This is a genomic window from Caballeronia sordidicola, from assembly GCF_002220365.1.
GTDB lineage: Bacteria > Pseudomonadota > Gammaproteobacteria > Burkholderiales > Burkholderiaceae > Caballeronia > Caballeronia sordidicola_C.
Genome location: NZ_MTHB01000056.1, coordinates 24,247 through 46,987 on the forward strand (window position 1 = coordinate 24,247; position 22,741 = coordinate 46,987).

Below are 22,741 nucleotides of genomic sequence, written 5' to 3' on the forward strand. Positions count from 1 at the left end.
ATATTCACAGTCGGCCAGGACGCGGATCGGGTACGAAACCGTCACGATTCGGCATCCTTATCTTTTGTAGAGATTGCGCATCAAGCCGCGTATCGGGCGGTACGATGCCGTTCTGATTCAACAGGAAAGCGCTGAGCGCGTAAACCTCGTCAGCCGACAAGGACTGCGGTGCGTTGTAAGGCATCGCCCGGCGAATGTAATCAAACAACGTGGTGGCGTAGGGCCAGTAACTACCGACCGTGCGCTTGGGTTTTGCGCTTGCCAGCGTGCCCCGGCCGCTCACCAGCGCATCGCCGATCAAACCCTGACCCAGCGCACCGTGACAGGCAGCACATTTCGCTGCGAACACGTGCGCGCCCGTCGTCACGTCGCCGCTACCCGCAGGAAGACCGCGCCCATCGGGCGCAACATCGATATTCCACGCGGCGATCTCGTCCGCCGTGAGCGGCGTGCCAATGTCGTGCGCCGCGAAGCACCCCGGTGACACGGCAATCAGCGCGAACAATAGGGCTCTACGCATTGCGCACCTCGCCTGCCGCATCAATACGCCATTGCTGGATCGCGTTGTAGTGATACTGCGAGTTGAGACCGCGCGCGGCGACCAGCGCTTCACGCGTGGGTTGGACGTAGCCTGTTGAGTCGGTGGCGCGCGACAGGATGCTCGCCGGTTCGCCGGTCCAGTTCCAGTCGGCCTGAAAACGCGTGAGCGCGCGGTCACGTGCGGGCGTTTCCAGTCGCGCCGTTCGCCAGCTTGTGCCGCCGTCCGTCGAGACTTCCACCTGGCGGATCGTGCCGCGTCCCGACCAGGCCAGTCCGGAGATCGGATAGAACCCGTGCGTTGTCAGCCGATGCCCCGGCGACGGCCGCGTGATCACCGACTTCGCGTCCATCTCGAACACGAACTGGCGCGCGGTGCCATCGGCGAGAAGGTTCGTGTACTTCGACGTTTCCTCGCGCGTCTGCAAAGGAGCATCGACCACCTTCAGGCGACGCAGCCACTTTACGTGCGTATTGCCCTCGAAGCCGGGCACGATCAGCCGCAACGGATACCCGTTCTCGGGACGCAGGCGTTCACCGTTTTGCGCGTAGGCCACGAGCGCCCGATCCGCAATGCGCTGCAACGGCAGGCTGCGCGTCATCGCGGCCGCATCGGCGCCTTCGGCCAGCACCCAACCCGACGTGCCGGTAATACCGCCGACCTCCTCGAGCAGCGTGGACAAACGCACACCCGTCCATTCGCAGCACGACAACAGACCGTGCGTGAGCTGTACCGGCATGCCGCTCGGACCGTTCCATTCGTTCCCGGTATTCCCCGAACATTCGATGAAATGAATCCGCGACTCTGACGGCAAGCGCAGGATGTCGTCCATCGTGAAAAGCTTTGGATTCGGTACTAGTCCGTGAATAGCCAAACGATGCAACGATGGGTCTATATCCGGAACGCCCGCGTGATGACGCTCGTAGACGAGCCCGTTCGGTGTGATCGAACCGTGCAGATCGGCGAGCGGCGTCATGGAGGAAGCCGCCCCGGGCAAAGGCCACGCCTTGGCCGCACGGCGCACCACGTCTGCTTCATATCGTGACGGCAACCCGTAAGGATGCTCGAGGATCGGTGCGCCGGGTGTCTTCGACCAGGCTGCGATCTCAAGTGGTCTGAGCAACTCGGCCGCGCCGGCTTGCGATGCGGCAAAGCCGCCGGCAGCGAGACTGCCAAGCAGACGTCGGCGACCCGGTGAAGGTGAGGACTTACGGGAGGTCATGCTTAGCGACCGCTAAGGCTGCGTTGCGGTCAACGACGCCGTAGCCGCATTCGCGGCCACAGCCTTACGCCCGGCAAAGTCCCAGACCAGTGCGCTAGCGGTATCGACGGGCTTGGGCAGCAGCTTTGCCTGATAGAAGGTGTCGGCGATCGCTTGTTGCTCGCCGAAGTTCTTAGCTACAACCGCACGCACGGCATAGGTGCGCCGCGTATTCGCGCGCTCGACCGTTGCCTGATCGAGACCCCACACCGGCGCCAGAATCTTCGCCGCTTCCTGCGGATGCGCCTTGGTCCAGATGCCTGCTTCAACCAGCTGCTTGAACACGATATCGATGATCTTCGGATGCGCTTGCGCAAACGGCGCGGACGCGAGGTAATACCGTTGATACGACGCAAGCCCGTCACCACGGACCAGAATACGCGCGCCCGGATCTTGTTCGACGGAAGCCACATAGGGGTCCCACGCGAACCAAGCGTCCACGTCGTTGCGCTCGAATGCCGCGCGTGCGTCTGCGGGTGCGAGGTAGCTGATCTTGACATCAGCCGGCAAGAGTTTTGCGCTAGCCAGCGCGGCGAGCAGCAGGTAGTGACTGCCGGCTGCCTTCGTCACCGCGATGCGCTTGCCTTTAAGGTCGGCGAGTGTGTGGATGGGTGCGTCACGATGCACGATCACGGCTTGCGCCGAGGGCGACGGCGTTTCCTGCGCGACATAAACGAAGTTGGCGTTAGCCGCTTGCGCGAACACGGGGACGGTATCCGCCACGTCCGCGCTGAAGTCCACCGCGCCCGCATTCAGCGCTTCGGTAAGCGGGAGCCCGCTCGCGAACTCGCCCCATTCAATGCGCACATCAAGCGGCGCCACTGCACGTTCCAGCGTGCCGCGCGCCTTCAGGATCGCGATCAGCGTGGAGGATTTTTGAAAGCCGATTCGCAATTTGACGGGGTCGCCCGAAGGCGTTTGCGCGGTTGCACTACCCGCGCTCAGGGCAGTCAGGGCCAGCGCGAGGCACGCGGCCAGACGGGTGAAGAGTTTCATGGGAGCATCGCAGGCATATTAGGCAGCCGACCATGCTAACAAGGCGCGCGTCCAGCACTAAACGATCAATCGTGATATCGATTGCAGCGGAAATGCTGAGACGGCCGCGCTGCCGGGTCGGACACTCCGGGCGGCGCAGCCCGGGCTTGAAATACCCGCAAGAATCCCGCATCTCCTGATCCCTTCATCAGGAGCATGATCATGGGAAGCCGTCCCCAATTCATCGATGATCTCTCACGCGGCCCCGCCGGCGCTGCGCTCGCAAGCCCGCTCGGCGACGAGGCCCTGCTGGACGCTTACTCCCAGACCGTGATCGGCGCGCTCGAACGCGTGCAGCAAGCGGTCGCCTTTATTTCAGTCGAACGACGTTTGCCGGGCGACAAGAGCGGCCGCGGTGCACAGGGAGGCTCAGGCTCGGGGTTCATTTTCACGCCCGACGGTTATCTGCTGACGAATAGCCACGTCGTGCACGGCGCCACGCAGATCCGTGTGACGCTCGCGGACGGCGCACTATTTTTTGCCGATCTCGTCGGAGACGATCCCGACAGTGACCTCGCGGTGCTGCGGATTGGCTCAGCCGATGCGTTGCCGCACGTCGAGCTGGGAGAGTCCGGCAAGTTGCGAGTCGGGCAGATCGCGATCGCCGTGGGAAATCCCCTCGGCCTCGTGCAAACGGTCACGACCGGCGTGGTCTCGGCGCTTGGACGGTCCCTGCGATCGAACTCGGGACGCATGATCTACGACGTGATCCAGACCGACGCCGCGCTCAATCCCGGCAACTCGGGCGGCCCGTTGATCAACTCGGCGGGTCAGGTGATCGGTGTCAATACGGCGATCATTGCCGGTGCGCAGGCGATCTCGTTCGCGACAGCCATCGATACCGCCAAGTGGGTCATCATGCAGCTCTTCGCGCACGGGCGCGTGCGGCGAGCGTACATCGGCGTGGCCGGCACGACAACGCCCATCTCGCGTCGGGTACAGCGTTATTTCGAGTTGCCGTCGGCGAGTGGCGTACATGTGATGGAAGTGGTGAAAGCGAGTCCGGCCGCGCTCGGCGGATTGCGTACCGACGACCGGATCGTCGCCATCGACACGCTGGCGGTAGATAGCGTGGATAGCTTGCAGCGCTCGCTGGATGCATCGCGTATCGACCGAACGGTGAAAGTGACCGTGTTGCGCGGCACGCAAAAGCTGGAACTGGAAGTGACGCCGGTCGAACAGGCTGGATGAAACGACCGGCGTGTGGAGTGAAAGCTGGCCGCCTAGTCGCGGCCCTTTGCCATGCTCGAAAATACCCCGTCGCGGCGGATCAGGCCATGGAACAATGCCGCGCCGAGATGCGCGAGGAAGGTCGCGAACAGCAGCAAGGCGAGCACGGTATGCGCTGATCGGAGCACCGCATAAAGGCGCACGTCCTGCGGGACGATGGGCGGCAGGTTCACCGGTCCGAACAAGTGGATCGGAAAACCGCCGGCCGACAGCATCGACCAGCCGACTAGCGGCATGGCGAACAACAGCGCGTAGAAAACCCAGTGCGACAGATGCGCAATGTGCTGCTGCCAGTGCGGCATGTCATCGGGAAGCGGCGGTGCGCGATGTGTCAGCCGCACGATGAAACGCACGCTCACCAGCACAAGAATGGCGATCCCCAGCGGCTTGTGAATCGCGAGCAGCGTCTGATGCCATGACGATAAAGTGGCTACCATCCCCACGCCGATGAACAACATTGCTATGACGAGCGGCGCCATGAGCCAGTGCAAAAACCGTGCTGACGGACTGAAGTGCTTTCGATCGGCGCTCATTCGTGACTCCGTGTCGGTGATTGAGCGGAGGCCAGACCCTGCGCTACTTCATGCGTGCGGCGGTTGTATGAAACCGCATAGGCGGAAGAACGCGCTGCGAGCAGCGGATCAGCCGATGGCTTGAGGCCATCGGGAAGAATGGTGGGATCGTAGTTGATGTCCCGGCAATCGCCGTTGCTCTGCGCGCTCTCGTGCTCTAGCACCAGCGTTCCCGCGTCAATGTGCGGCCGGTCTTCGGGCCACGCCTGGGTTGCATCGGTGGTTGGATCGCCGGGCGTGGCCACCGTCAGGATCAAGTGCCAACGCAGCGGACCGCTTGCCAGCCTGCCGCGCAGTTCGGTATCGAGAAAGTCGTGCTGACTCTTCTGTTCCGCGGTGACGGGTGCATACGGCGCCTCAGGCACCATCGACCAGCGAACGAAGTGAGTCTTGCCGTTTGCATCGATTGCACGAAAGGCGTTGATGCCGTAGTAAGCCGCATTGCCGAAACTGGAGGACGGCGGGTGGTCTTTCACCCAACTCAGGAACGGCGCGGTCTCGGGGTGTGCTGCAAAGAACGCCTTGAGCTTGACTGGATCAGGCTTGCCCGTTACGGGATCGGGCTTCGATGCCACCAGTTGAGCGAAAAAGGCCTGCGGCGTATTGACGATAAACACCGGCGTATTGTTCATGCCGGTGCGCCATTGCTGCCCGTCGGGCAACTTGAAATCCAGCGCCATGCTGCGCACTGGCACGCTGGCATCCGGGGCTGAAGGATCACCGCCCGGGATGGCGAACCTGCCAATCACCGGCGTTCGCACGGTCTTGAACACGTCAGCGCGAGAGATATCCGACGCTTGGCCATTGCCTTCGAAATACCCTGACACGCACACGCCCTTCGCATGATTGCGGCGGAACCCCGGATGAACGCCCGCATTCGCTTCGAAGGTATTGACAATACGCTGTGGCGTCAGGCGATGCGGTGTCACAAACCCGCCAACATAGACAAAAGCGCCACCGATAGCCGCCACGACCGCGCCGATAGCCGCAAGCCTGAAAAGCGGAATAGTCTGACGCTCGGGAGGGCGAGGTGAGAATGGGTCAATCGTCATGTGGAGTGATCCGGTTTGCCGCGCTTGTCATTAATTCGATATCCTTATCAAACGAATTTTCTAGCGACGTGCGTAATTTGCTTCGGTGCATGGAGGCTACAACAGGGTGAACGACTTTGCGTGACCGCTTATTCCAGGGCCAGCGCAATCAATCACGCCAGCATTGCATTCCATAAGGAACAGCCGCGGTATTGTTGGACTCCGCGGCTGCCATCCCATCCGCTTATTGCGTAGACACGGAAGCGCCCGAGGGTGCCTTGGCGCCGCCCATTGCGGTCAGTTGCGAATAGACGTCGTGCGACAGGTCAAGCAGCACCTTCCGGTCGATCGCGCCCGACACGGCGTAACCAAAATCGCCGTCGATCCAATAAAACACGTTCACCGATCCATCTTGATACAGCTTGAACGCGGTCGTATCCGAGCTTATCTTGCGATGCGATATGCACAGCGTAATACGCTCGCCCTTCGCGTCGTGGTACATGAACTGCGCAACGGGGCCGTCGTCACCAGGGAGCAAGCGGCCACCCATCAACTCGAAGCCCGAGCGAGTCAGTACAGGCGGACGCACGTCCGTACCCAGCCGGTTCGAGATCCACTGCACCAATTCCTGCTCGCGATCCGCGCCCACTTCCACGGGCCGCATCACTTCCGGCGCGTACATCACATGGGCAATAGCCGACTGCCGTGCAAACGACTCGCCCACGTTGTAGCTTGCACGTTGCACCGCCCCACCACCGCTTCCCGGCATCAAGGTGTCGTGACCCATGGTCCCTGTCATGCCCGCCACGCCGATCCCGACGCCCAGCACCAGCGCCGCTGCCATGCCCGCGAACTGCGGCCAGTTGGCGGCAGCACGCCAGCGCTTGGGTTGCGGCGGTAGCAGACGCTGCGGCACGGGTTCGCTTAGCACGCGGTCATAGCGGTCATGGAACATGCTGTTCAGCGAAAAATAGTCGCTGATCTTCGTAGCCAGTGCCTCGTCGCGTTCCAGCAGGCGATCGATTTCCTCGCGGCGATGCTCAGCCAGCGATCCGTCGACATACGCGTGAATTTCGTCTTCACTGATAGGTGTTTGTTGGTCGCTCATCGCACCACCTGTAATTTAGCGCCCGGTTGCGCGCCGGCCATCAGCGCGCGCAGTCTTTCACGTCCGCGCGAGAGGCGCGACATGACGGTCCCGATCGGGATTTCCAGCGCCTGCGCCACATCCGCGTAACTCATTTCTTCCAGCCCTACCAGCAGCACGACCTGGCGCTGATCAAGCGGCAACCGCTGCAACGCGAAGTCCAGGTCGCGCATTTCGAGCGACTGCGTTTGCGTGCCCGGCACGGCGAATTCTCGCTCGGAAATGTTCTCGTCATCGACGCGAACATGCACTGCCTTCACGCCCGCCCGACGCGCCTGGTTCGCAAAGACGTTGTGCATGATCGTGAACAGCCACGCGCGCAGATCGGTGCCGGTCTGAAATTTCTCGGTGTGCCGGAGCGCACGCTCGAGCGTGTCCTGAACCAGATCGTCCGCGAGATCGCGATTATTGATCAGCGCTCGCGCGTAGCGGCGCAATCGCGGCACATGTTCCATTAACTCGTCACGGACGCCCATCGGCTTTCCTTCATTTTGTAAGCTTACGCAAACGTTCGATAAAACGCAGCTCTGATGATGGGCCAACACCGGGTCATGGCGGATATTCCCGCTGCCAGTGTGCTTTTTTGCCGAGTGCGTGATTATGCAATCGGCAGCTTACTCGCGTTTGCCTGGTGCCTAGCTGCGCGTCATCAAGTCGGCGGCCAGCATCAAGCCTCGGGTCTTCGCACGGCCCGCCAGCACATAACGATTGCCGCCCGCAGTCCACGCAAGCAAGCGGCTTGCACCCACGCGATGGGCCTTCCATTGCTGCTGCGGCTGAGCAAACAGTCCCGGCGCCACGAGCAGCACGGCGGCCTCGCCGCCTCGATTGCGGTAGACAAACTCGGTCGCCGAAGCGAATGGTCCTACGGACATTTCCCGGCGTGCAACGGGGTGGAAACCGACGCTGGACAGATCCGGGGCGCTTGCCAAAGCCTTCACCGAGCTTTCATAACCGATCGCACCTGATGCCATTTCCTGCGCGGCAACGGCTTGCTCAAGCGCCATCATCGAGGCATTGTCGAGCGCTGAATCAGAAATGTCGAACGCGAAGATCGCCGCGGCGGCAACGGCCAGCGTCACCACGGCTACGACCAGCATCGCACGCAGACTGCGCCTCGACAGGCGCCGCACCGGCACCGGTGCAGGCTGCGCTTCTTCGCTGCCCGCTTCGTGAAAGGTGTTTTGCATCTGCCAGTTCAGGCGGCCGTAGAACGCGACCCGATCCGCTTCGTCAGGGCGGCTCTTCAGATACGTCGCCACACTCGCGGCGCGCTTGGGATCCAGCATGCCGTCGGCGTATGCCTGGACGTCCGACTCAGAGAGCCGGGGTTCCGCTGGAGGTTTTGCTATGGGCATGATCTGGCAATGTTTGGCTGTTCGTACAGGGGCAAACACGACGCGCCGGGGTTTATTCCACACGGGGCATAGAAATCCCCTGCGCGCGTGAACACCTTCTCCAGCGGGTTATTCCGCTTCTTCACGAATAAATATCTATTCTTCCGACATAAAAATATCCAAATTAATCGGGAATATCTTGTGCCCTTTCCGGGTTCTCTCCAATGCAAGCTGCACACAATCAATTTCGCAGGAGCGAACCATGAAAACCCTCAGCGTCGCAGTACTGTTCCTCGCCACCATTGCCTCGGCACACGCATTCGCTCAAACCAAGACCCGCGCCCAGGTCTACCAGGAACTGATCGCGGCACAACAGGACGGCCGCGATTTTGTCACCGACACGTCCTACCCCGACGTCAACCCGATCTTCGCGCACCAACTCGAACAACAACAAGAAGCACGCCTGGCTCAACACCAGACGGCCAACGCCGGTAAAGTAGCCAGTTCAACGGCTGCCGACTCGCCCAGCGCAACGAACTGATCCAACGCGCTAACTCAATCTTCGCAAGCCGATTAAATAAATCGGCATCCTAACTTTACTCTTGAGATCATCATGAAAAAATTCCTTATTTCCGCCCTCGTTCTCTCGTCGGCATTGGCCGCCCCTGCCTTCGCTTTCGCACAAAGCAACGATCCCGTCACCCGCGCGCAAGTCAAAGCCGAACTCGTTCAACTGGAAAAAGCCGGCTACAACCCGGGTGGCGAAGACGTCAACTACCCGCAAGACATCCAGGCTGCCGAGCAACGCGTAGCTGAACAACAAGGCATCGCGTCTTCGTCCTATGGATCGTCGGCCAACGGCACGTCCGTATCGGGTACCCGCGTGCATGTTGCGCCGGATGACGCCACTCAATCGATCTATTTCGGCCATTGAGTCGCATGCATGGCGAGACGCCGGCGCGCGATGGCCACAGCCAGCACTACTCTGATCCGGTCCACGCGCTCGCCGTCTGCCGAAACCCGCTCCAGCCGATAAACTTCAGAGGCACGCGCGACCGCTTCCCCGTCGCGCATTCCCTCCCGGAGACATCGACATGAAGCAGGCGCTCCATCATCTGAGCGTGCCCACACGCACGCGCGGACTGCACGAAATCACCGCCGGCATCCATCGCTGGATCGATCTCCAGGACATTCGGACCGGTCTGCTGACCGTGTTCCTGCGGCACACCTCGGCTTCCTTATTGATCCAGGAAAACGCCGACCCCGACGTGCGCACCGACCTTGAACAGTTCTTCGAGACCATTGCACCGGAAGCGCCCGGGCGCTACGTCCACGACGCCGAAGGCCCAGACGACATGCCCGCGCATCTGCGAACTGCGCTGACGCAAGTCCAACTATCTATTCCCGTCGATGCCGGCCGGATGGTCCTCGGCACCTGGCAAGGCATTTATGTCTTCGAGCACCGACGCGCGCCGAGTAGACGTGAAGTCGTATTGCACCTTTTCGGAGAGTGATTTAATATACGCATCGCGTACATAACCACCTACGGAGCGCCCATCGTGCAAGCTCAACAGCAAACCCTCCTGCGCGATGCCATGCGCCGCCTGAACATGACCCGCGACGCCTTCGCGAACCGGATTGGTGTGTCGCGCCGGGCCTTGGATACCTGGCTGCTCCCCGACGAATCGGCGGAATCGCGGGCCATGCCCGAAATTGCGAGCCGCTACGTCATGGAACTGGTGGAAAGAATTCCGTCCGGCGACGAATATACACAACGCGTATATTCTCCGTCCATTCTTCACGAAGGCCGGCCACATCTGCTGTCCGTCGATCAGTTCTCCCGTGACTCCGTAGAGGCGTTGTTCCAGGTCGCCGACACGATGCAACCTATCGCACGCCGCCAGAAGATCACGCGCGTGCTCGAAGGCGCGGTGCTTGCCAATCTGTTTTTTGAAGCCAGCACGCGCACGCGTGTCAGCTTCGGCGCGGCGTTTTGCCGGTTGGGCGGCTCTGTGTGCGACACGACCGGCTTCACGTTTTCGTCGATGGCAAAAGGCGAGTCGATCTACGACACCAGCCGCGTGATCAGCGGTTACGCCGACGCACTCGTCGTGCGTCATCCGGAGAAAGGCTCGGTGGCGGAGTTCGTGCGCGCGACCAACGTGCCGGTGATTAACGCCGGCGACGGTCCCGGCGAACATCCCAGTCAGGCATTGCTCGACCTCTACACCATCCAGCGCGAATTCTCACGCGTGGGGAAGATTGTGGACGGTTCGCATATAGCCATGGTGGGCGACCTTAAATACGGCCGCACGGTCCATTCGCTCGCCAAGTTGCTGGCGTTGTATCGGGGACTGAAGTTCACGCTGATCTCGCCCACCTCGCTGGAGATGCCCGCCTCCATCCTCGATCAGATCACGCGCGGCGACCATGTCATCGAGCAGACCAACGACTTGCAGACGGGGTTGAAGGGTGCGGATGTTGTATACGCGACGCGGATTCAGAAAGAGCGTTTTGCCGATGAATCCATTGAAGGTTACACGCCGGATTTTCAGATTAACCAGGCTCTGGTGGACAGCGTCTGCGGACCCGACACGCTGATCATGCATCCGTTGCCGCGTGACGGACGGCCCGGCGCCAACGATCTGAGCACCGACCTCAATCACGATCCAAGACTCGCTATCTTCCGGCAAACCGACAACGGCATTCCGGTCCGCATGGCAATCTTCGCGGTGCTCTTGGGCGTAGAACGTCAGGTACAGCACTCAATGCGCGACGCCGCATGGAAGTCACCGGCCTATATCGGACCTGACGATGCGGTATTCCACGGCATCGATTAAGCGATCTATACAGCACCGTCAGAAATATTAACGCGGCGTTTACACACAAAAAGATACGCTGCAAGTGAATCCCGATTACAGGAGCTTGCAGCGTAATGAATCTCGTCCTTGAAAGAATTGCCGGCTCGGCTACATCGAAAAAATCTGCTGCGCAGGAAGCGCTCTCGGCGCCCTGCGTTTCCCGCGTCCATCTCTCCGCCGTCCTTCACAGCAGGCAGGATGAGGCGGCACGCGAGCGCATCAGGCGCCTGTTTCACTCGCCGCTGGGAATATATGTGAGCCAGGCATCGCGTGACCATGACGAGCTTCGGCTGGTCTTCGACGTGGCCATGGAAGACCTCGACTTCACGGTACGCACGCTGCGTCAAGTCCTGCCCGAAGCAGTGATTGAAGGCGTGCGTCCGCGTGTGTTTACGCACCGCCGCGAGCACTGAACTACAACTTCATCGCCCGATCGCTCACGCTTGCGCCAACGAGAAATCGACGGCGGCGCGGGCGTGAAGCGTGGTGGTATCGAGCAACGGTACAGGGCTGTCGGCCTCGTTCACGAGCAGCATGATCTCGGTGCATCCCAGCACGATTGCTTCTGCGCCACGCGCAGCAAGTCCGTGAAGGACGTCGCGATACCGCTTGCGTGAATTGTCGTTGACGATCCCAAGACACAACTCGCGATAGATGATGTCGTGAACGACCGCTTGCTCGGCAGGTTCCGGCAAGAGTGTCGAGATGCCATGCCGTTCTTGCAGGCGGTCGCGGAAAAAACCTTCGCGCATCGAAAACGCAGTGCCGATAAAACCGACCTTGCGTATGCCCATCCTGTTCGCCTCGATCCCCGTCGGATCGACGATATGAAGAAACGGCACCGACACCGCTGCGGCAATTTGCGGCGCAACGAGATGCATGGTGTTCGTGCAGAGCACGATGCAATGCGCGCCGCCCGCTTCAAGATGACGCGCGGCGTCGGCCAGCCGGATGCCCGCGATGTTCCACTGTCCGTCGCGTTGAAGCTGTTCGATCGGTGCGAAATTCACGCTGTGCAGCAGGACTTGCGCCGAGTTCAGGCCGCCAAGCCGCGCGCGCACATCCCGGTTGACCAACCGATAGTATTCAGTCGTCGATTCCCAACTCATCCCGCCGATCATGCCAATGGCTCGCATGTTGTTCATGGTGCCCGTCCTGCAAATCAGATTGGTCGAAGCGACATAGTGCAGCGAAGCGCGTTGGCCGGCTAGAGTAAAGTCTAGTTCTGTTGCGGTAACATTCTGTCGATCCACATAGACAGAATCGTCAAGGAGCCATTGCCCAAAACGACGTACCGGAGCCGCTCATCACCGTTATATTCATAGCGAAAGAAGCGCGTTATTATGGTACACAGTGCGTATTGACAAAAGCTAAACCGTAGAGTCAAAAAGGCAGAAAGGCGATCGACGATGAAAAATTATGGTGTAACGATTAAGGCCCGAACCTCACCTCAGCGGCCTGTCGAGATGCAGTTAAAGGGTAGCGAGGGATCGCGGGTGGTAATGAGCGCTGCAAAGCGAGTTATCGCGACGCACGAGAAGGTAATCAAGGCTCTCGCGAATCGATGATAGACGCCCAGCAAGTCGTTGAGATTCACGACTTGATCTTGCGACAAGAGCCAGGACTTGCGGTCACGGAGTCGGCCCGCTCGAGGGCGCACTGGCACGCGTAGCTAGCCGCATGCTCTACGGGCAACTCTCGGACGTTTTCGATATTGCGGCAATGTACGCAGTGGCGCTCGCCAGAGGACACGTCTTTAACGATGCAAACTAGAGAACAGCGCTGGTTACCGCATTGACCTATCTGGCTTTGCAGGGCTACGACGTACCAAGGTCCGACGTGCTCGAGGACATCATAGTGGACGTTGCGGAAGGTACGTTGGACGAGAGCGGCCTCGCGAGCCTATTGTTCTCACTCGCCATCGAATAGCACCGGAAAACCGCACAAGTTTAAGCCGACGATGTGTCGCTTCCCCCAGAAATTCTATTTGCTCGTTTCATCATCCGTCGCAGTTCACGCGCCGCGACCGTCTGATCTTTCCTTAGCGCGACGAAACCCAAAAATCCGGGATACGGAGCGCTGGAACTATTTCGACCGTGCAACGGCGCAGGTATGGTCCTGCAACTCCTCCGACGAAGCGAAGTCGCCCGTATCGCGTCGTACATGATCGTTGAGAAGAAAGAACGCCGGCTTGCCGTCGGGCGCCGTGGTACCCGCGAGCAGCAAGGTCTGGTCAGCCATGATCTGGCCTTCCCTCGCCACATCGGGGGCCAGGAGTTTAAAGGGATCGATGGAGGCAAGGTCGGGGTCATCAATACGGCGAATGCGGTATGCATGCCCGCGCAGCAGAGTGGGGAATGCAGTCCATTCGGTGCCGATCTTCGGGCCTTGCTCACGTAGTGCGCGAACGACATCCGGGGCAAGACAATCAATATGGATGTGCAACTGGTTTTGCGTGCGCCCGCTGGTCGAGTTGATGGCGAGCGAGAGTTCGTCGCGGGGAAGGTCTTGCCCTAGCTTCGCTTCAACAAACCGCCGTGCTTCCCACGCCGCGCGCCAATAATTCGGCGACCCCGGTATCAGAAGATCAGCGCTCTCAATGCCGCCGACGCGAACCGTCGGAATCAACAAATACTGGGCAACGCCGTTGATATCCTTGAGGACCGCGAAGCCGCCGGGCGAATCGACATCGACACATTTCTGCGGGACATCGGCGCCGCGCGCGGCGGGCTCACATGAGTTGTGAACGATCTGCCATAACGCGTCGGGGTTGCCCGCATACGCAATTGAGAAGAACAGCACAGCTACGGTGAGCGAGGCTAAGCGAACGAGGAGCCGGACATTGCGCATGGGATAAGCGGTCGACACGAAAGCCTGCATCCTAACAAGACTTCATGACGACCGCGCACAACTTGAACCCCTACATCACCGGCAAATGCAGATGATGCGGATGTTCGACGGTATCGGCAATCAGCCTGAGCGCATCTTCACACTCGTCGAGATTCTTCGGGCCGCCAAGGCATACGCGAATGGCTTCGGGCGGATTGCCATCGGTCGCGAAAGCCGCCGCTGACACCGCGCCAATCCCTTGCGAGCGCAACTGCAATGCGAGTTCGGACGCATTCCATCCACACTCCGCCGGAATGGGCATCCAGAGATGGAAACCCGCCGGATCGGCGTCGAACTTCCAGTCAGACAACACGCGTGCAGCAACCTCCTGACGCGCCGCGGACTCTGCGCGAATCGCATCGAGCATAAGGTCTGCTGTACCGTCGCTGACCCACTGCGTCGCCAGCAGCACGGTGAAGGGGCTCGCCATTACAGTCGTCGCACGCAACGCCCCGGCAAGATGCTGGGAGCGCCGTGCGGACGGTGCACGAATGTAAGCCACGCGCAGACCGGCGCCAAAACTCTTGGAGAACCCGGTGACGTAGTAAGTCAGATCGGGGGCCAACGTAGCCAGCGCATCGGGCGCCTGGACCGGCAACATGCCATAGGCATCGTCTTCGATAATCGGCACGCTGTACCTTAGCGCGACATCGGCAAGCGCCTCGCGCCGCTTCGACGACAGTGTCACCGTGCTCGGATTCTGGATCGTAGGATTGCAATAGAATGCGCTGGGCTTATCACTCTTGCATAGCGCCTCGAACGCATGGGCCAGCGGGCCGTCGTCATCGCGTGCCAGCGCCTGCAACCGCACACCCAGTTGCGCCGCAATCGCCTTGATGCCCGGGTAAGCCAGCGTATCGAGGCAAATGGTGCCGCCCGGCCGCGCAAGCTGCGAAACTAGCGCCACCAGCGCGCTATGAATGCCAGGACAGACCAGGACCTTGTCTTCATCGCAATCGTCGAAACGACGCTTCAGCCACTTCGTGCCGGCGGCACGATCGTCAGCAGTGCCACCGAAATCCTGATACCGCAGCAGCCGATACGGGTCCGTTGCCGAAAACAACCGCGCTGCTGATTCGCGCAAGCGCGCGGCGAGTTCCGCCGGCTCGGGCGGCATGTTCATGGTCATCTCGACACTGCTGCCGCCGGACAGCGGCAGCGTCGCAGTCCGGCCGCGTACGAACGTACCGCTGCCCGCACGCGAGTCGAGTAGCCCTCTTTTGCGCGCCTCAGCGTAGGCGCGCGCCACGGTCGTGTAGTTGAGTTGCAGTTCGTCGGCCAAGTCACGCAGGCCCGGCAGTCGATCGCGCGGCCGCAAACGCCCGCTCGCCAGATCTTCTTCAATTAACTCGGGAATCAGCAAATAAGCCGGCTTGCGGCTTTCTGTCAATTTTCTGATCCAGTGATGAGTAAGACTGGCCATGAAACGCTCTCGGATAAATACAGTTAAAAAAACGATAGCACGACGGCGATCGAAAAAAATAAATTGATCGCATTCAATGATCGTATGGAGAATCCAATGATTCAGGGGTCAATGCACATATCCGGTGTTTATTGCACCAGACCAGCGCGACCGCACCCCTGTAATCACGCCACACTGGTGCAGCCCCTTTGCCCCGTCAGCCAATAAACCAAGCCCTGAAAGGCTTTTCGGGATCGGCACTAAAAATATTTCACTGCTCCGCGCGCACTGATCGTTTGAATGATCGGCTATTGATCGCATTAACGCGCTCATTGAATGGCACGCCCGTTGCATTAACAGCTTCGTATTCCGCGGTTCGGCGCCGGGTTATAAACGCCAGCGCCGCTGATTGAATTGGTTATCTACTGGAGATTAGAATGCCTGCCGTCAATATTCCGATGCACAAGAAAGGCGATTACCTTGTCGATTATGAAGAGAAGGTATTTGAAGACGTCAAAGCCGCTCCTGGCGAGAAGGCGCTGGTGACATTCCACACGGTCGCATTCGAGGGTTCCATCGGCTTCGTCAACTTGCTGCAAGCCACCCGGTTGCTGCGCAAGGGCTTTGAAACCTCGGTGCTGCTGTATGGGCCGGGCGTGACGCTAGGACTTCAACGCGGCTTCCCGACGCTCGGCGACGAGGCGTTTCCCGGCCATCTGAACTTCAACAAGCAGATTCAGAAGTTCATGGAAGAAGGCGGCAAGGTCTACGCGTGCCGCTTTGCGCTGCAAGCGCTGTATGGGCAGGGAGAGGCGTCTCTGATCGAAGGCATCAAGCCAATCAGCCCGCTTGACGTGCTCGACATCCAGTTGCTGCATCGCAAGGACGGCGCCCTGATCATCAACACCTGGACTGTCTGACGCTGCGCCTGAAGCCTCTCATCAACACGGAACGACCATGCCTGACAAGAGAATCGTCCGCGCCGCCGCGGTCCAGATAGCACCGGACCTCGAACGGCCCGGTGGCACGCTCGAGAAGGTCCTCGAAACGATCGACGACGCCGCACGCCAGGGCGTGCAGCTCATCGTCTTCCCCGAGACCTTCCTGCCCTACTATCCGTACTTTTCGTTCGTGCGGGCGCCGGTGGCATCGGGTGCCGAACACATGCGGCTTTATGACGAAGCCGTGGTCGTGCCCGGGCCGGTGACGCACGCGGTAGCGCAGCGGGCGCGGCGGCATGGCATGGTCGTCGTGCTCGGTGTGAACGAGCGCGATCACGGCAGCTTATACAACGCACAACTGATCTTCGATACCGACGGCGAACTGCTGCTCAAGCGCCGCAAGATCACGCCGACGTTTCACGAACGGATGATCTGGGGCATGGGCGACGCGGCCGGCCTGAAGGTTGCGGAGACACGCATCGGCCGGGTGGGCGCGCTCGCGTGCTGGGAACACTACAACCCGCTCGCGCGTTACGCGCTGATGACCCAGCACGAAGAGATTCATTGCAGCCAGTTTCCCGGCTCGCTTGTCGGGCCCATTTTCGGCGAACAGATCGAAGTGACCATCCGGCATCACGCACTGGAGTCCGGCTGCTTCGTGATTAATTCCACGGGCTGGTTGACCGAGCCGCAGATCGAGTCGATCACAAAAGATCCCGGCCTGCAGAAGGCGCTTCGCGGTGGCTGCAACACGGCGATCATCTCGCCCGAAGGCCAGCATCTCGCCCCGCCGTTGCGCGAGGGCGAAGGGTTGGTGATCGCGGACCTGGACATGTCGCTGATCACCAAACGCAAACGCATGATGGATTCTGTCGGGCACTACGCGCGGCCCGAACTACTGAGCCTCGCCATCAACGACCGGCCGGCGCTCACGTCGGCACCCATGAACAGCTTCTCACCTTCAACCGGGGGATTGCACCTTGAACGCGAACGAGACCTTGTCGGCCGTGAGCCGGCAATTGATGACTGAACTGCAATCGGCGGGCTTGCGTCTCGCCGATCCGGGCGCGGGTCTCGGCGTGGCGAGCCGCCGAGGCGGTGCGGGTCCGTCCGACCACAAGGCGGTCACCATCGACGGCGTGACCATCATGGTGCCCGTGCATACGAACACCGCATGGCACTCGCCGTTCATGGCATCCGCACCCGACGCCCACGGCAGCAGTGCATTGCTCCGCGGTTCGATCCCGATCGCGAACATCAGCTTCCCGAAGTCGCCGCGTTTCTATGCCATGCAGACTTTCGATGGCGTGCCCTACTCGCACATCGCGACCCTGCATGGGTCGGACGTGCTTGCCACGACCGTGCTGCAAACCTGCATCCGGTATGAAAGCCGCAAGAAGACCTGCAAGTTCTGCGCAATCGGGCAATCGCTTGCGGCGGGCAGGACGATCGCCCGTAAGACACCCGAGCAATTGGCAGAGGTCGCCCGCGCAGCCGTTTTGCTCGATGGCGTCAAGCATATGGTCCTGACCACCGGCACCCCGCCGACCAAGGATCGCGGCGCCCAGATCCTGTGCGAAAGCGCGTTCGCGATCAAGGCCGCAGTCGACCTGCCGATCCAGGCGCAATGCGAACCGCCCGATGACGACAAATGGTTCGAGCGCATGCGCGCAAGCGGCATTGATACGCTCGGCATGCATCTTGAAGTGGTCACGCCTGCGCTGCGTGAACAGATCATGCCGGGCAAGGCGAGCGTGCCTATCTCGCGTTACATGGAAGCCTTCAGGGCGGCCGTGGCGGTGTTCGGCCGGGGTCAGGTGAGCACCTACATCCTCGCCGGTCTCGGTGACACGGCAGAAGCCATTCTCTCGATCTCGCGCGAGCTGGTGGATCTGGGTGTGTATCCGTTCGTGGTTCCATTCGTGCCGATCAGCGGCACGCCGCTCGAGGATCATCCGGCGCCCTCGCCCGAGTTCATGAAGTCGGTCTTGCAGCCGCTTGGCGCGATGGTGTCGGCAGGCGGCATGCGCTCCGCCGATATCAAGGCGGGCTGCGGCAAATGCGGCGCGTGTTCGTCGTTGTCATCCTACGAGGTCTGATCATGCTCGCCGATACCGAAGATCTCGCGCGGCTCTACACCCCCGCCAGCTACACGATCAAGTGGACCACGCTGCCCTGGGAAGCGAACGAAGCGTACAAGCTGCGGCGGGCGGTGTTCTGCATCGAGCAGGGGATTTTTATCGGCGATGACCGCGATGAAATCGACGAGCGCGCGCAACTGCTCGTGGCGGTAAGCTGTATTGGCGGGATGCCTGAACAGGTGGTCGGTACGGTGCGGATTCACGAGGACGAACCCGGTGTATGGACCGGCTCGCGGCTCGCAGTGCATGCCGCGTTCCGGCGGCACGGCAAGATTGGCGCAACACTGATCAAGCTGGCAGTGAGCAGTGCGCATGCGCTTGGCTGCACGACCTTCCTCGCGCACGTGCAAAGCCAAAACGCCGCGCTGTTTCATGCGCTGCACTGGACTACGCTTTCTGAAGAACTCATGCATGGCCGGCCGCATCATCTGATGCAGGCAGACCTCGCGTTCTATCCACCTTGTGTGACACCGCAGAGCGGTTTCATGACGCAGTATTCACCCGCGCGGAGCATGGCATGACGGTAGCGGACCTCGTCGCCGCGCTAAGGGAGACGCGCGGCTTTCGCCACAAGACCGATATTGCGGGCGTGATGTCGTCGCTAACCCGGTACACGCCGCGTGGCGCTTATGACGACTCGCAAGCGGTCGCCGTGGGCGACGACTGCGCAGCCATTGCCGACGGAGACTCTCACCTGCTGTTCGCTATCGAAGGTTTGGTCAGCGACTTCGTGCGTGACATGCCGTGGTTCGCTGGCTACAGCAGCGTGATGGTCAATGTAAGCGACATCTACGCGATGGGCGGCCGCCCGATCGCAGTCGTCGACGCACTCTGGAGCGACGGCTTGGGCGCGGCTGAAGACGTGCTCGCGGGCATGGCGGCGGCATCGTCCGTGTACGGCGTGCCGATCGTCGGCGGCCATAGCAATACGCGCAGCGATCAGGCCCAACTTGCAGTGGCAATTCTTGGGCGCGCGAACAAGCTGCTGTCCAGTTTCAACGCCCGTCCCGGTGACCGCCTGATGATGGCGGTCGATCTGCGCGGTATGTTCGAAGATCCATATCCGTTCTGGAACGCATCGGTTGGCGCACCCGCCGCACGCCTGCGAGCCGACCTTGAATTGCTGCCCATGCTGGCCGAAAGCGGTCTCTGCGACGCCGCCAAGGACATCAGCATGGCTGGCGCACTCGGCACTGCGCTGATGCTGCTTGAATGCTCAGGCGCAGGCGCCAGCATCGATCTCGCGCGCGTGCCGTCGCCGCCCGGACACGATCGCCTGCGTTGGTTAAGCGCGTTCCCCAGCTTTGGCTTCGTAATGTCCGTACGCGAAGAACATACAGATCAGATAGAGCAGTTGTTCATTGAACGCGAGCTGGCATGTGCGGTGATCGGTACGGTGGATGCCTCGCGCAAAGTGCTACTGCACGAAGGCGGCGAATCGGCCGAGCTTTGGAACTTCAACGATGACGCGTTCATCGTCGGAAGGTGAGGAGCCTGACATGACACACACTGTGATGCGGATTGCCCTCACCACGCACTCGGTCAATCCGCGCGGCGGTGTGGTGCATGCACTCGAACTCGCGAGCGCGCTCGTTGACGAAGGCCAGGACGTCACGCTCTTCGCGCCGGCCGTGGCTGGAGAAACACTCTTCCGGGAGCCGCCGTGCCGCGTGATTCTCGCCACCATTGAAGGGTCGCAACACAACACAGTCGCACTCGTCGATGCGCGGCTTCGCGCGCTCAAGACCAGCGTGAAAGCCTGCGATCCGCACAGCTTCGACGTGCTGCATGCGCAGGACAGCATCAGTGGGAACGCCCTTGCCGAGTTGACGGCGGAAGGTGAAATAGCGGGTTTTGTGCGAACCGTTCATCACCTGGATCACTTCGACAACCCGCGCCTCGCCGCCTGGCAAACGCGTGCGTGGCGCGACGCCGATCGCGTGCTGTGCGTGAGCGAAGTATGGACGCGCGAGATGCGCGACACGTACGGGATAGAAGCGGCGACGGTGCCGAACGGCGTCGATCTGAATCGCTACTCGACACAGCGCACGCCTCACGATGAAAGACTACGGCAACGTCATGGCATCGACGGCCGCGGCCCGGTCGTGCTTGCGGTCGGTGGTATTGAAGCGCGCAAGAACACGCTCGGCCTGCTCGACGCATTCGCGGAACTGGTCAAACATCATCCCCATGCGCGTCTGGTGATCGCGGGCGGTGCGAGTTTGCTCGACCACGACGCTTACGCGCGTGCCTTCATGGAGCGCGTGGCCAAGTACGGTCTGTCGCAAGCGGTGAGTGTTGCCGGCCCGCTCGATGACGCCGACATGCCAGCACTTTTTCGTTGCGTCGATGTCCTCGCCATGGTCTCGCTGCGGGAAGGTTTCGGCCTCGTCGTACTCGAAGCGCTTGCATGCGGCACGCCGGTCGTGGCCTCGAACATTGCGCCGTTCACAGAGTATCTCGACAACTCGCTGTGCTGCTGGGCCACACCCACCGAGCCCGCGTCAATAGCAGACGCGCTCGCACGTGTGATCGATGGCCGTCATCGAACCGACTTCAATCGCGCTGTGCCCGCGCTGCTGGATCGAATGAGCTGGCAGGCATCGGCGCGAAAACACCTCGACATTTATAGCGCCTTGCTTGCAAGCCGCTCTCTTCCAACACTTTAGGAACCCGCCATGCCGGTCATGCATTTTCGAATCCAGTGGCCCGATAACAGCGAAGCAAACTGTTATTCGCCCTCGCAAGTGGTCAGTGATTTCTTCACGGCGGGAGAGGATTATCCCGTTGATGACTTCGTCTCGCGCGCCCGTGAAGCACTCAACATTGCGTCCGAACGCGTGCGAGAAAAGTACGGCTTTGCATGCTCGGCGGCAATGGACCAGCTCGCGAAGATCGAAGTCGAGGCCGAACGTTTTCTTGGTGAGCCAAACGCGAAGGTCAAGGTCATCGCGCTCGTCTGAGCGTCACTTTTTTCGAAAGGACACATCATGTCGCAAACATCGTGCAACTCGACGCACACCAGCGTCATTGTGGTGGGTGGCGGTCAGGCAGGATTGTCGGTCAGCTATTACCTGAAGCAGGCGGGGATCGATCATCTCGTGCTGGAGAAAAACACCGTCACGCATACGTGGCGCACGCAACGCTGGGACGCGTTCTGCCTCGTCACACCGAACTGGCAGTGTGCGCTGCCGGGCTACCCCTACACCGGCGACGATCCGCATGGCTTCATGAAGAAGGACGAGATCATCGCGTATCTCGATGGCTTCATTAGCAGCGTCGATGCACCCGTGATTGAGCATATCGAAGTGCAGCGGGTCGCGCGTAACAGCGAAGGCGGCTTTAGCGTATCCACCAGCCAGGGAGAGTTCACGGCGGACCAGGTCGTGGTCGCATCAGGCGGTTATCACACGCCAATCGTGCCGCGCATGGCGGAACGCCTGCCGCGCTCCATCAAACAAATCCAGTCGTCGGAATATCGCAACCCGCAGGCTTTGCCGGCAGGCGCGGTGCTGGTGGTCGGATCAGGGCAATCCGGCGCCCAGATTGCGGAAGACCTGCATCTGGCGGGTCGCAAGGTGATCCTCGCCGTAGGTGAGGCGCCGCGTTGCGCGCGCTTCTATCGAGGACGCGACGTGGTCGACTGGCTCGCCGACATGAAGTATTACGACATGCCCGTCGATCAGCATCCGCTGCGTGAAGGTGTCCGCGACAATACCAATCACTACGTGACCGGCCGTGATGGCGGCCGTGATATTGATCTGCGCAAGTTCGCGGCCGAGGGCATGGAACTGTACGGCCGGCTTCAGGATCTGCAGGACGGCGTGCTTCATTTCGCGCCTAACCTGACCGAGAATCTCGACAGCGCGGACAAGACCTTTAACGGCATCAACGCGGGAATCGATGCGTACATTGAAAAGAATGGAATCGATGCACCACCGGGATCGCGCTATGAGCCTTTGTGGTCGCCGGCGGAAGAACGCGCTACGCTCGATCTGCGAGCAAGCGCAATAGGCTCGATCGTTTGGTGCATCGGCTTCACGCCGGACTTTAGTTGGCTCGATGCGCCTATCTTCAATGGCCGCGGTTATCCCGCGCATACGCGCGGACTGACGCCGCTCGACGGTCTTTACTTCGTCGGCTTGCCGTGGCTGCATACCTGGGGATCGGGCCGCTTTTCAGGCGTCGCGCGGGACGCTGCGTTTGTTGTCGAGAAGATCGGCGCTTGCCGGGAAGCGAAAATGCTAACGCGCGACGAAGCGACCGTATGAATAGACAGAGGCATTGCATTCGAGGCTAACATTTAAGAACGCTTCGTTACGTGAAAGCAAAAAAACCGGCGCATATAGCGCCGGT

At 60.7% G+C, this 22,741-nt stretch carries 25 protein-coding genes; 14 read left to right on the plus strand and 11 right to left on the minus strand.

The features are described from left to right. Nucleotides 1–4: 4 nt before the first annotated feature. From BSU04_RS09950 to BSU04_RS09960, 3 genes are read right to left on the minus strand one after another with little or no spacing between them, the layout of a single operon-like run. A complete protein-coding gene (locus tag BSU04_RS09950; RefSeq protein WP_089160461.1) occupies nt 5–520 on the minus strand; it encodes a c-type cytochrome in 516 nt (171 codons plus the stop codon). Continuing rightward, complete coding sequence (gene soxC, locus BSU04_RS09955; RefSeq protein ID WP_089160462.1) at nt 513–1,760, minus strand: sulfite dehydrogenase; 1,248 nt, start codon at nt 1,758–1,760, stop codon at nt 513–515. The genes BSU04_RS09950 and soxC overlap by 8 nt, the downstream gene beginning before the upstream one ends. Nucleotides 1,761–1,772: 12 nt before the next feature. Beyond that, complete coding sequence (locus tag BSU04_RS09960) at nt 1,773–2,795, minus strand: aliphatic sulfonate ABC transporter substrate-binding protein (RefSeq protein WP_089160463.1); 1,023 nt, start codon at nt 2,793–2,795, stop codon at nt 1,773–1,775. A gap of 201 nt (nt 2,796–2,996) precedes the next feature. Here BSU04_RS09960 and BSU04_RS09965 point away from each other — a divergent pair, with 201 nt between their 5' ends. Then, nucleotides 2,997–4,025: a S1C family serine protease gene (locus tag BSU04_RS09965; protein WP_089160464.1), complete on the plus strand. Its 1,029-nt coding sequence runs from the start codon at nt 2,997–2,999 to the stop codon at nt 4,023–4,025. Between the two features lie 32 nt (nt 4,026–4,057). Here BSU04_RS09965 and BSU04_RS09970 read toward each other — a convergent pair whose 3' ends face one another. The 5 genes from BSU04_RS09970 to BSU04_RS09990 all read right to left on the minus strand — a co-directional run bounded on the left by BSU04_RS09970 (nt 4,058) and on the right by BSU04_RS09990 (nt 8,172). Continuing rightward, on the minus strand, nt 4,058–4,597 hold the full coding sequence (locus tag BSU04_RS09970) for a cytochrome b (RefSeq protein ID WP_089160465.1): 540 nt from the start codon (nt 4,595–4,597) through the stop codon (nt 4,058–4,060). Then, nucleotides 4,594–5,688 carry a catalase family peroxidase gene (locus tag BSU04_RS09975; RefSeq protein WP_089160466.1) on the minus strand — a complete coding sequence of 365 codons (1,095 nt, stop codon included), beginning with the start codon at nt 5,686–5,688 and terminating at the stop codon, nt 4,594–4,596. Before BSU04_RS09975 ends, BSU04_RS09970 begins: the two co-directional genes overlap by 4 nt. 223 nt (nt 5,689–5,911) lie before the next feature. Further along, on the minus strand, nt 5,912–6,775 hold the full coding sequence (locus tag BSU04_RS09980; protein WP_089160467.1) for an anti-sigma factor family protein: 864 nt from the start codon (nt 6,773–6,775) through the stop codon (nt 5,912–5,914). Continuing rightward, entirely contained in the window at nt 6,772–7,290 is a 519-nt protein-coding gene (locus BSU04_RS09985) for an RNA polymerase sigma factor (RefSeq protein ID WP_089160468.1), read from the minus strand. Before BSU04_RS09985 ends, BSU04_RS09980 begins: the two co-directional genes overlap by 4 nt. Nucleotides 7,291–7,449: 159 nt before the next feature. Continuing rightward, entirely contained in the window at nt 7,450–8,172 is a 723-nt protein-coding gene (locus BSU04_RS09990) for a transcriptional regulator (protein WP_144021179.1), read from the minus strand. A gap of 241 nt (nt 8,173–8,413) precedes the next feature. Between BSU04_RS09990 and BSU04_RS09995 the strand changes: the two genes are divergently transcribed. The 5 genes from BSU04_RS09995 (at nt 8,414) to BSU04_RS10015 (ending at nt 11,425) form a co-directional block, all read left to right on the plus strand. Further along, complete coding sequence (locus BSU04_RS09995; RefSeq protein WP_089160470.1) at nt 8,414–8,692, plus strand: DUF4148 domain-containing protein; 279 nt, start codon at nt 8,414–8,416, stop codon at nt 8,690–8,692. 72 nt (nt 8,693–8,764) lie between these two features. Continuing rightward, nucleotides 8,765–9,085, plus strand: coding sequence for a DUF4148 domain-containing protein (locus BSU04_RS10000; RefSeq protein ID WP_089160471.1), 321 nt, complete (start codon nt 8,765–8,767; stop codon nt 9,083–9,085). A 160-nt stretch (nt 9,086–9,245) separates the two neighbouring features. Further along, entirely contained in the window at nt 9,246–9,665 is a 420-nt protein-coding gene (locus BSU04_RS10005) for a secondary thiamine-phosphate synthase enzyme YjbQ (protein ID WP_089160472.1), read from the plus strand. Between the two features lie 81 nt (nt 9,666–9,746). Continuing rightward, entirely contained in the window at nt 9,747–10,991 is a 1,245-nt protein-coding gene (locus BSU04_RS10010; RefSeq protein ID WP_373452815.1) for an aspartate carbamoyltransferase, read from the plus strand. Nucleotides 10,992–11,086: 95 nt separating this feature from the next. Continuing rightward, a complete protein-coding gene (locus tag BSU04_RS10015) occupies nt 11,087–11,425 on the plus strand; it encodes a hypothetical protein (protein ID WP_089160474.1) in 339 nt (112 codons plus the stop codon). Between the two features lie 24 nt (nt 11,426–11,449). On the opposite strand, the gene BSU04_RS10020 is transcribed toward BSU04_RS10015, so the two are convergent. From BSU04_RS10020 to BSU04_RS10035, 3 genes are all read right to left on the minus strand, one after another. Then, nucleotides 11,450–12,157 (minus strand): aspartate/glutamate racemase family protein, encoded by a 708-nt coding sequence (locus BSU04_RS10020; RefSeq protein ID WP_306427180.1) that lies wholly within the window; start codon nt 12,155–12,157, stop codon nt 11,450–11,452. Nucleotides 12,158–13,097: 940 nt separating this feature from the next. After that, nucleotides 13,098–13,880, minus strand: a complete 783-nt coding sequence (locus BSU04_RS10030) for a CDP-diacylglycerol diphosphatase (protein WP_256982394.1) — start codon at nt 13,878–13,880, stop codon at nt 13,098–13,100. A 52-nt stretch (nt 13,881–13,932) separates the two neighbouring features. Next, on the minus strand, nt 13,933–15,324 hold the full coding sequence (locus BSU04_RS10035) for an aminotransferase-like domain-containing protein (RefSeq protein WP_089160476.1): 1,392 nt from the start codon (nt 15,322–15,324) through the stop codon (nt 13,933–13,935). A 416-nt stretch (nt 15,325–15,740) separates the two neighbouring features. Between BSU04_RS10035 and BSU04_RS10040 the strand changes: the two genes are divergently transcribed. From BSU04_RS10040 to BSU04_RS10075, 8 genes are read left to right on the plus strand one after another with little or no spacing between them, the layout of a single operon-like run. Next, on the plus strand, nt 15,741–16,223 hold the full coding sequence (locus tag BSU04_RS10040) for an MSMEG_0572/Sll0783 family nitrogen starvation response protein (RefSeq protein ID WP_056365868.1): 483 nt from the start codon (nt 15,741–15,743) through the stop codon (nt 16,221–16,223). Nucleotides 16,224–16,260: 37 nt separating this feature from the next. Then, entirely contained in the window at nt 16,261–17,274 is a 1,014-nt protein-coding gene (locus BSU04_RS10045; RefSeq protein ID WP_089160477.1) for a Nit6803 family nitrilase, read from the plus strand. Beyond that, nucleotides 17,267–18,343 (plus strand): MSMEG_0568 family radical SAM protein, encoded by a 1,077-nt coding sequence (locus tag BSU04_RS10050; RefSeq protein ID WP_089160478.1) that lies wholly within the window; start codon nt 17,267–17,269, stop codon nt 18,341–18,343. The genes BSU04_RS10045 and BSU04_RS10050 overlap by 8 nt, the downstream gene beginning before the upstream one ends. A gap of 2 nt (nt 18,344–18,345) precedes the next feature. After that, nucleotides 18,346–18,906: an MSMEG_0567/Sll0786 family nitrogen starvation N-acetyltransferase gene (locus tag BSU04_RS10055; RefSeq protein WP_256982395.1), complete on the plus strand. Its 561-nt coding sequence runs from the start codon at nt 18,346–18,348 to the stop codon at nt 18,904–18,906. After that, the gene (locus tag BSU04_RS10060; protein WP_089160480.1) at nt 18,903–19,874 is read left to right on the plus strand and encodes a sll0787 family AIR synthase-like protein; all 972 of its coding nucleotides are present in this window, start codon (nt 18,903–18,905) and stop codon (nt 19,872–19,874) included. Before BSU04_RS10055 ends, BSU04_RS10060 begins: the two co-directional genes overlap by 4 nt. Nucleotides 19,875–19,884: 10 nt before the next feature. Next, the gene (locus BSU04_RS10065) at nt 19,885–21,054 is read left to right on the plus strand and encodes an MSMEG_0565 family glycosyltransferase (protein WP_089160494.1); all 1,170 of its coding nucleotides are present in this window, start codon (nt 19,885–19,887) and stop codon (nt 21,052–21,054) included. A 9-nt stretch (nt 21,055–21,063) separates the two neighbouring features. Then, the gene (locus tag BSU04_RS10070) at nt 21,064–21,348 is read left to right on the plus strand and encodes an MSMEG_0570 family nitrogen starvation response protein (RefSeq protein WP_089160481.1); all 285 of its coding nucleotides are present in this window, start codon (nt 21,064–21,066) and stop codon (nt 21,346–21,348) included. Between the two features lie 27 nt (nt 21,349–21,375). Continuing rightward, on the plus strand, nt 21,376–22,656 hold the full coding sequence (locus BSU04_RS10075; RefSeq protein ID WP_089160482.1) for an MSMEG_0569 family flavin-dependent oxidoreductase: 1,281 nt from the start codon (nt 21,376–21,378) through the stop codon (nt 22,654–22,656). Nucleotides 22,657–22,741: the final 85 nt, after the last annotated feature.

Excerpts from the sequence above, each read along its gene's own strand:
- BSU04_RS09950 (WP_089160461.1), bottom strand. The coding sequence starts at position 520 with ATGCGTAGAGCCCTATTGTTCGCGCTGATTGCCGTGTCACCGGGGTGC.
- soxC (WP_089160462.1), bottom strand. The coding sequence starts at position 1,760 with ATGACCTCCCGTAAGTCCTCACCTTCACCGGGTCGCCGACGTCTGCTT.
- BSU04_RS09960 (WP_089160463.1), bottom strand. The coding sequence starts at position 2,795 with ATGAAACTCTTCACCCGTCTGGCCGCGTGCCTCGCGCTGGCCCTGACT.
- BSU04_RS09965 (WP_089160464.1), top strand. The coding sequence starts at position 2,997 with ATGGGAAGCCGTCCCCAATTCATCGATGATCTCTCACGCGGCCCCGCC.
- BSU04_RS09970 (WP_089160465.1), bottom strand. The coding sequence starts at position 4,597 with ATGAGCGCCGATCGAAAGCACTTCAGTCCGTCAGCACGGTTTTTGCAC.
- BSU04_RS09975 (WP_089160466.1), bottom strand. The coding sequence starts at position 5,688 with ATGACGATTGACCCATTCTCACCTCGCCCTCCCGAGCGTCAGACTATT.
- BSU04_RS09980 (WP_089160467.1), bottom strand. The coding sequence starts at position 6,775 with ATGAGCGACCAACAAACACCTATCAGTGAAGACGAAATTCACGCGTAT.
- BSU04_RS09985 (WP_089160468.1), bottom strand. The coding sequence starts at position 7,290 with ATGGGCGTCCGTGACGAGTTAATGGAACATGTGCCGCGATTGCGCCGC.
- BSU04_RS09990 (WP_144021179.1), bottom strand. The coding sequence starts at position 8,172 with ATGCCCATAGCAAAACCTCCAGCGGAACCCCGGCTCTCTGAGTCGGAC.
- BSU04_RS09995 (WP_089160470.1), top strand. The coding sequence starts at position 8,414 with ATGAAAACCCTCAGCGTCGCAGTACTGTTCCTCGCCACCATTGCCTCG.
- BSU04_RS10000 (WP_089160471.1), top strand. The coding sequence starts at position 8,765 with ATGAAAAAATTCCTTATTTCCGCCCTCGTTCTCTCGTCGGCATTGGCC.
- BSU04_RS10005 (WP_089160472.1), top strand. The coding sequence starts at position 9,246 with ATGAAGCAGGCGCTCCATCATCTGAGCGTGCCCACACGCACGCGCGGA.
- BSU04_RS10010 (WP_373452815.1), top strand. The coding sequence starts at position 9,747 with ATGCGCCGCCTGAACATGACCCGCGACGCCTTCGCGAACCGGATTGGT.
- BSU04_RS10015 (WP_089160474.1), top strand. The coding sequence starts at position 11,087 with ATGAATCTCGTCCTTGAAAGAATTGCCGGCTCGGCTACATCGAAAAAA.
- BSU04_RS10020 (WP_306427180.1), bottom strand. The coding sequence starts at position 12,157 with ATGAACAACATGCGAGCCATTGGCATGATCGGCGGGATGAGTTGGGAA.
- BSU04_RS10035 (WP_089160476.1), bottom strand. The coding sequence starts at position 15,324 with ATGGCCAGTCTTACTCATCACTGGATCAGAAAATTGACAGAAAGCCGC.
- BSU04_RS10040 (WP_056365868.1), top strand. The coding sequence starts at position 15,741 with ATGCCTGCCGTCAATATTCCGATGCACAAGAAAGGCGATTACCTTGTC.
- BSU04_RS10045 (WP_089160477.1), top strand. The coding sequence starts at position 16,261 with ATGCCTGACAAGAGAATCGTCCGCGCCGCCGCGGTCCAGATAGCACCG.
- BSU04_RS10050 (WP_089160478.1), top strand. The coding sequence starts at position 17,267 with ATGACTGAACTGCAATCGGCGGGCTTGCGTCTCGCCGATCCGGGCGCG.
- BSU04_RS10055 (WP_256982395.1), top strand. The coding sequence starts at position 18,346 with ATGCTCGCCGATACCGAAGATCTCGCGCGGCTCTACACCCCCGCCAGC.
- BSU04_RS10060 (WP_089160480.1), top strand. The coding sequence starts at position 18,903 with ATGACGGTAGCGGACCTCGTCGCCGCGCTAAGGGAGACGCGCGGCTTT.
- BSU04_RS10065 (WP_089160494.1), top strand. The coding sequence starts at position 19,885 with ATGACACACACTGTGATGCGGATTGCCCTCACCACGCACTCGGTCAAT.
- BSU04_RS10070 (WP_089160481.1), top strand. The coding sequence starts at position 21,064 with ATGCCGGTCATGCATTTTCGAATCCAGTGGCCCGATAACAGCGAAGCA.
- BSU04_RS10075 (WP_089160482.1), top strand. The coding sequence starts at position 21,376 with ATGTCGCAAACATCGTGCAACTCGACGCACACCAGCGTCATTGTGGTG.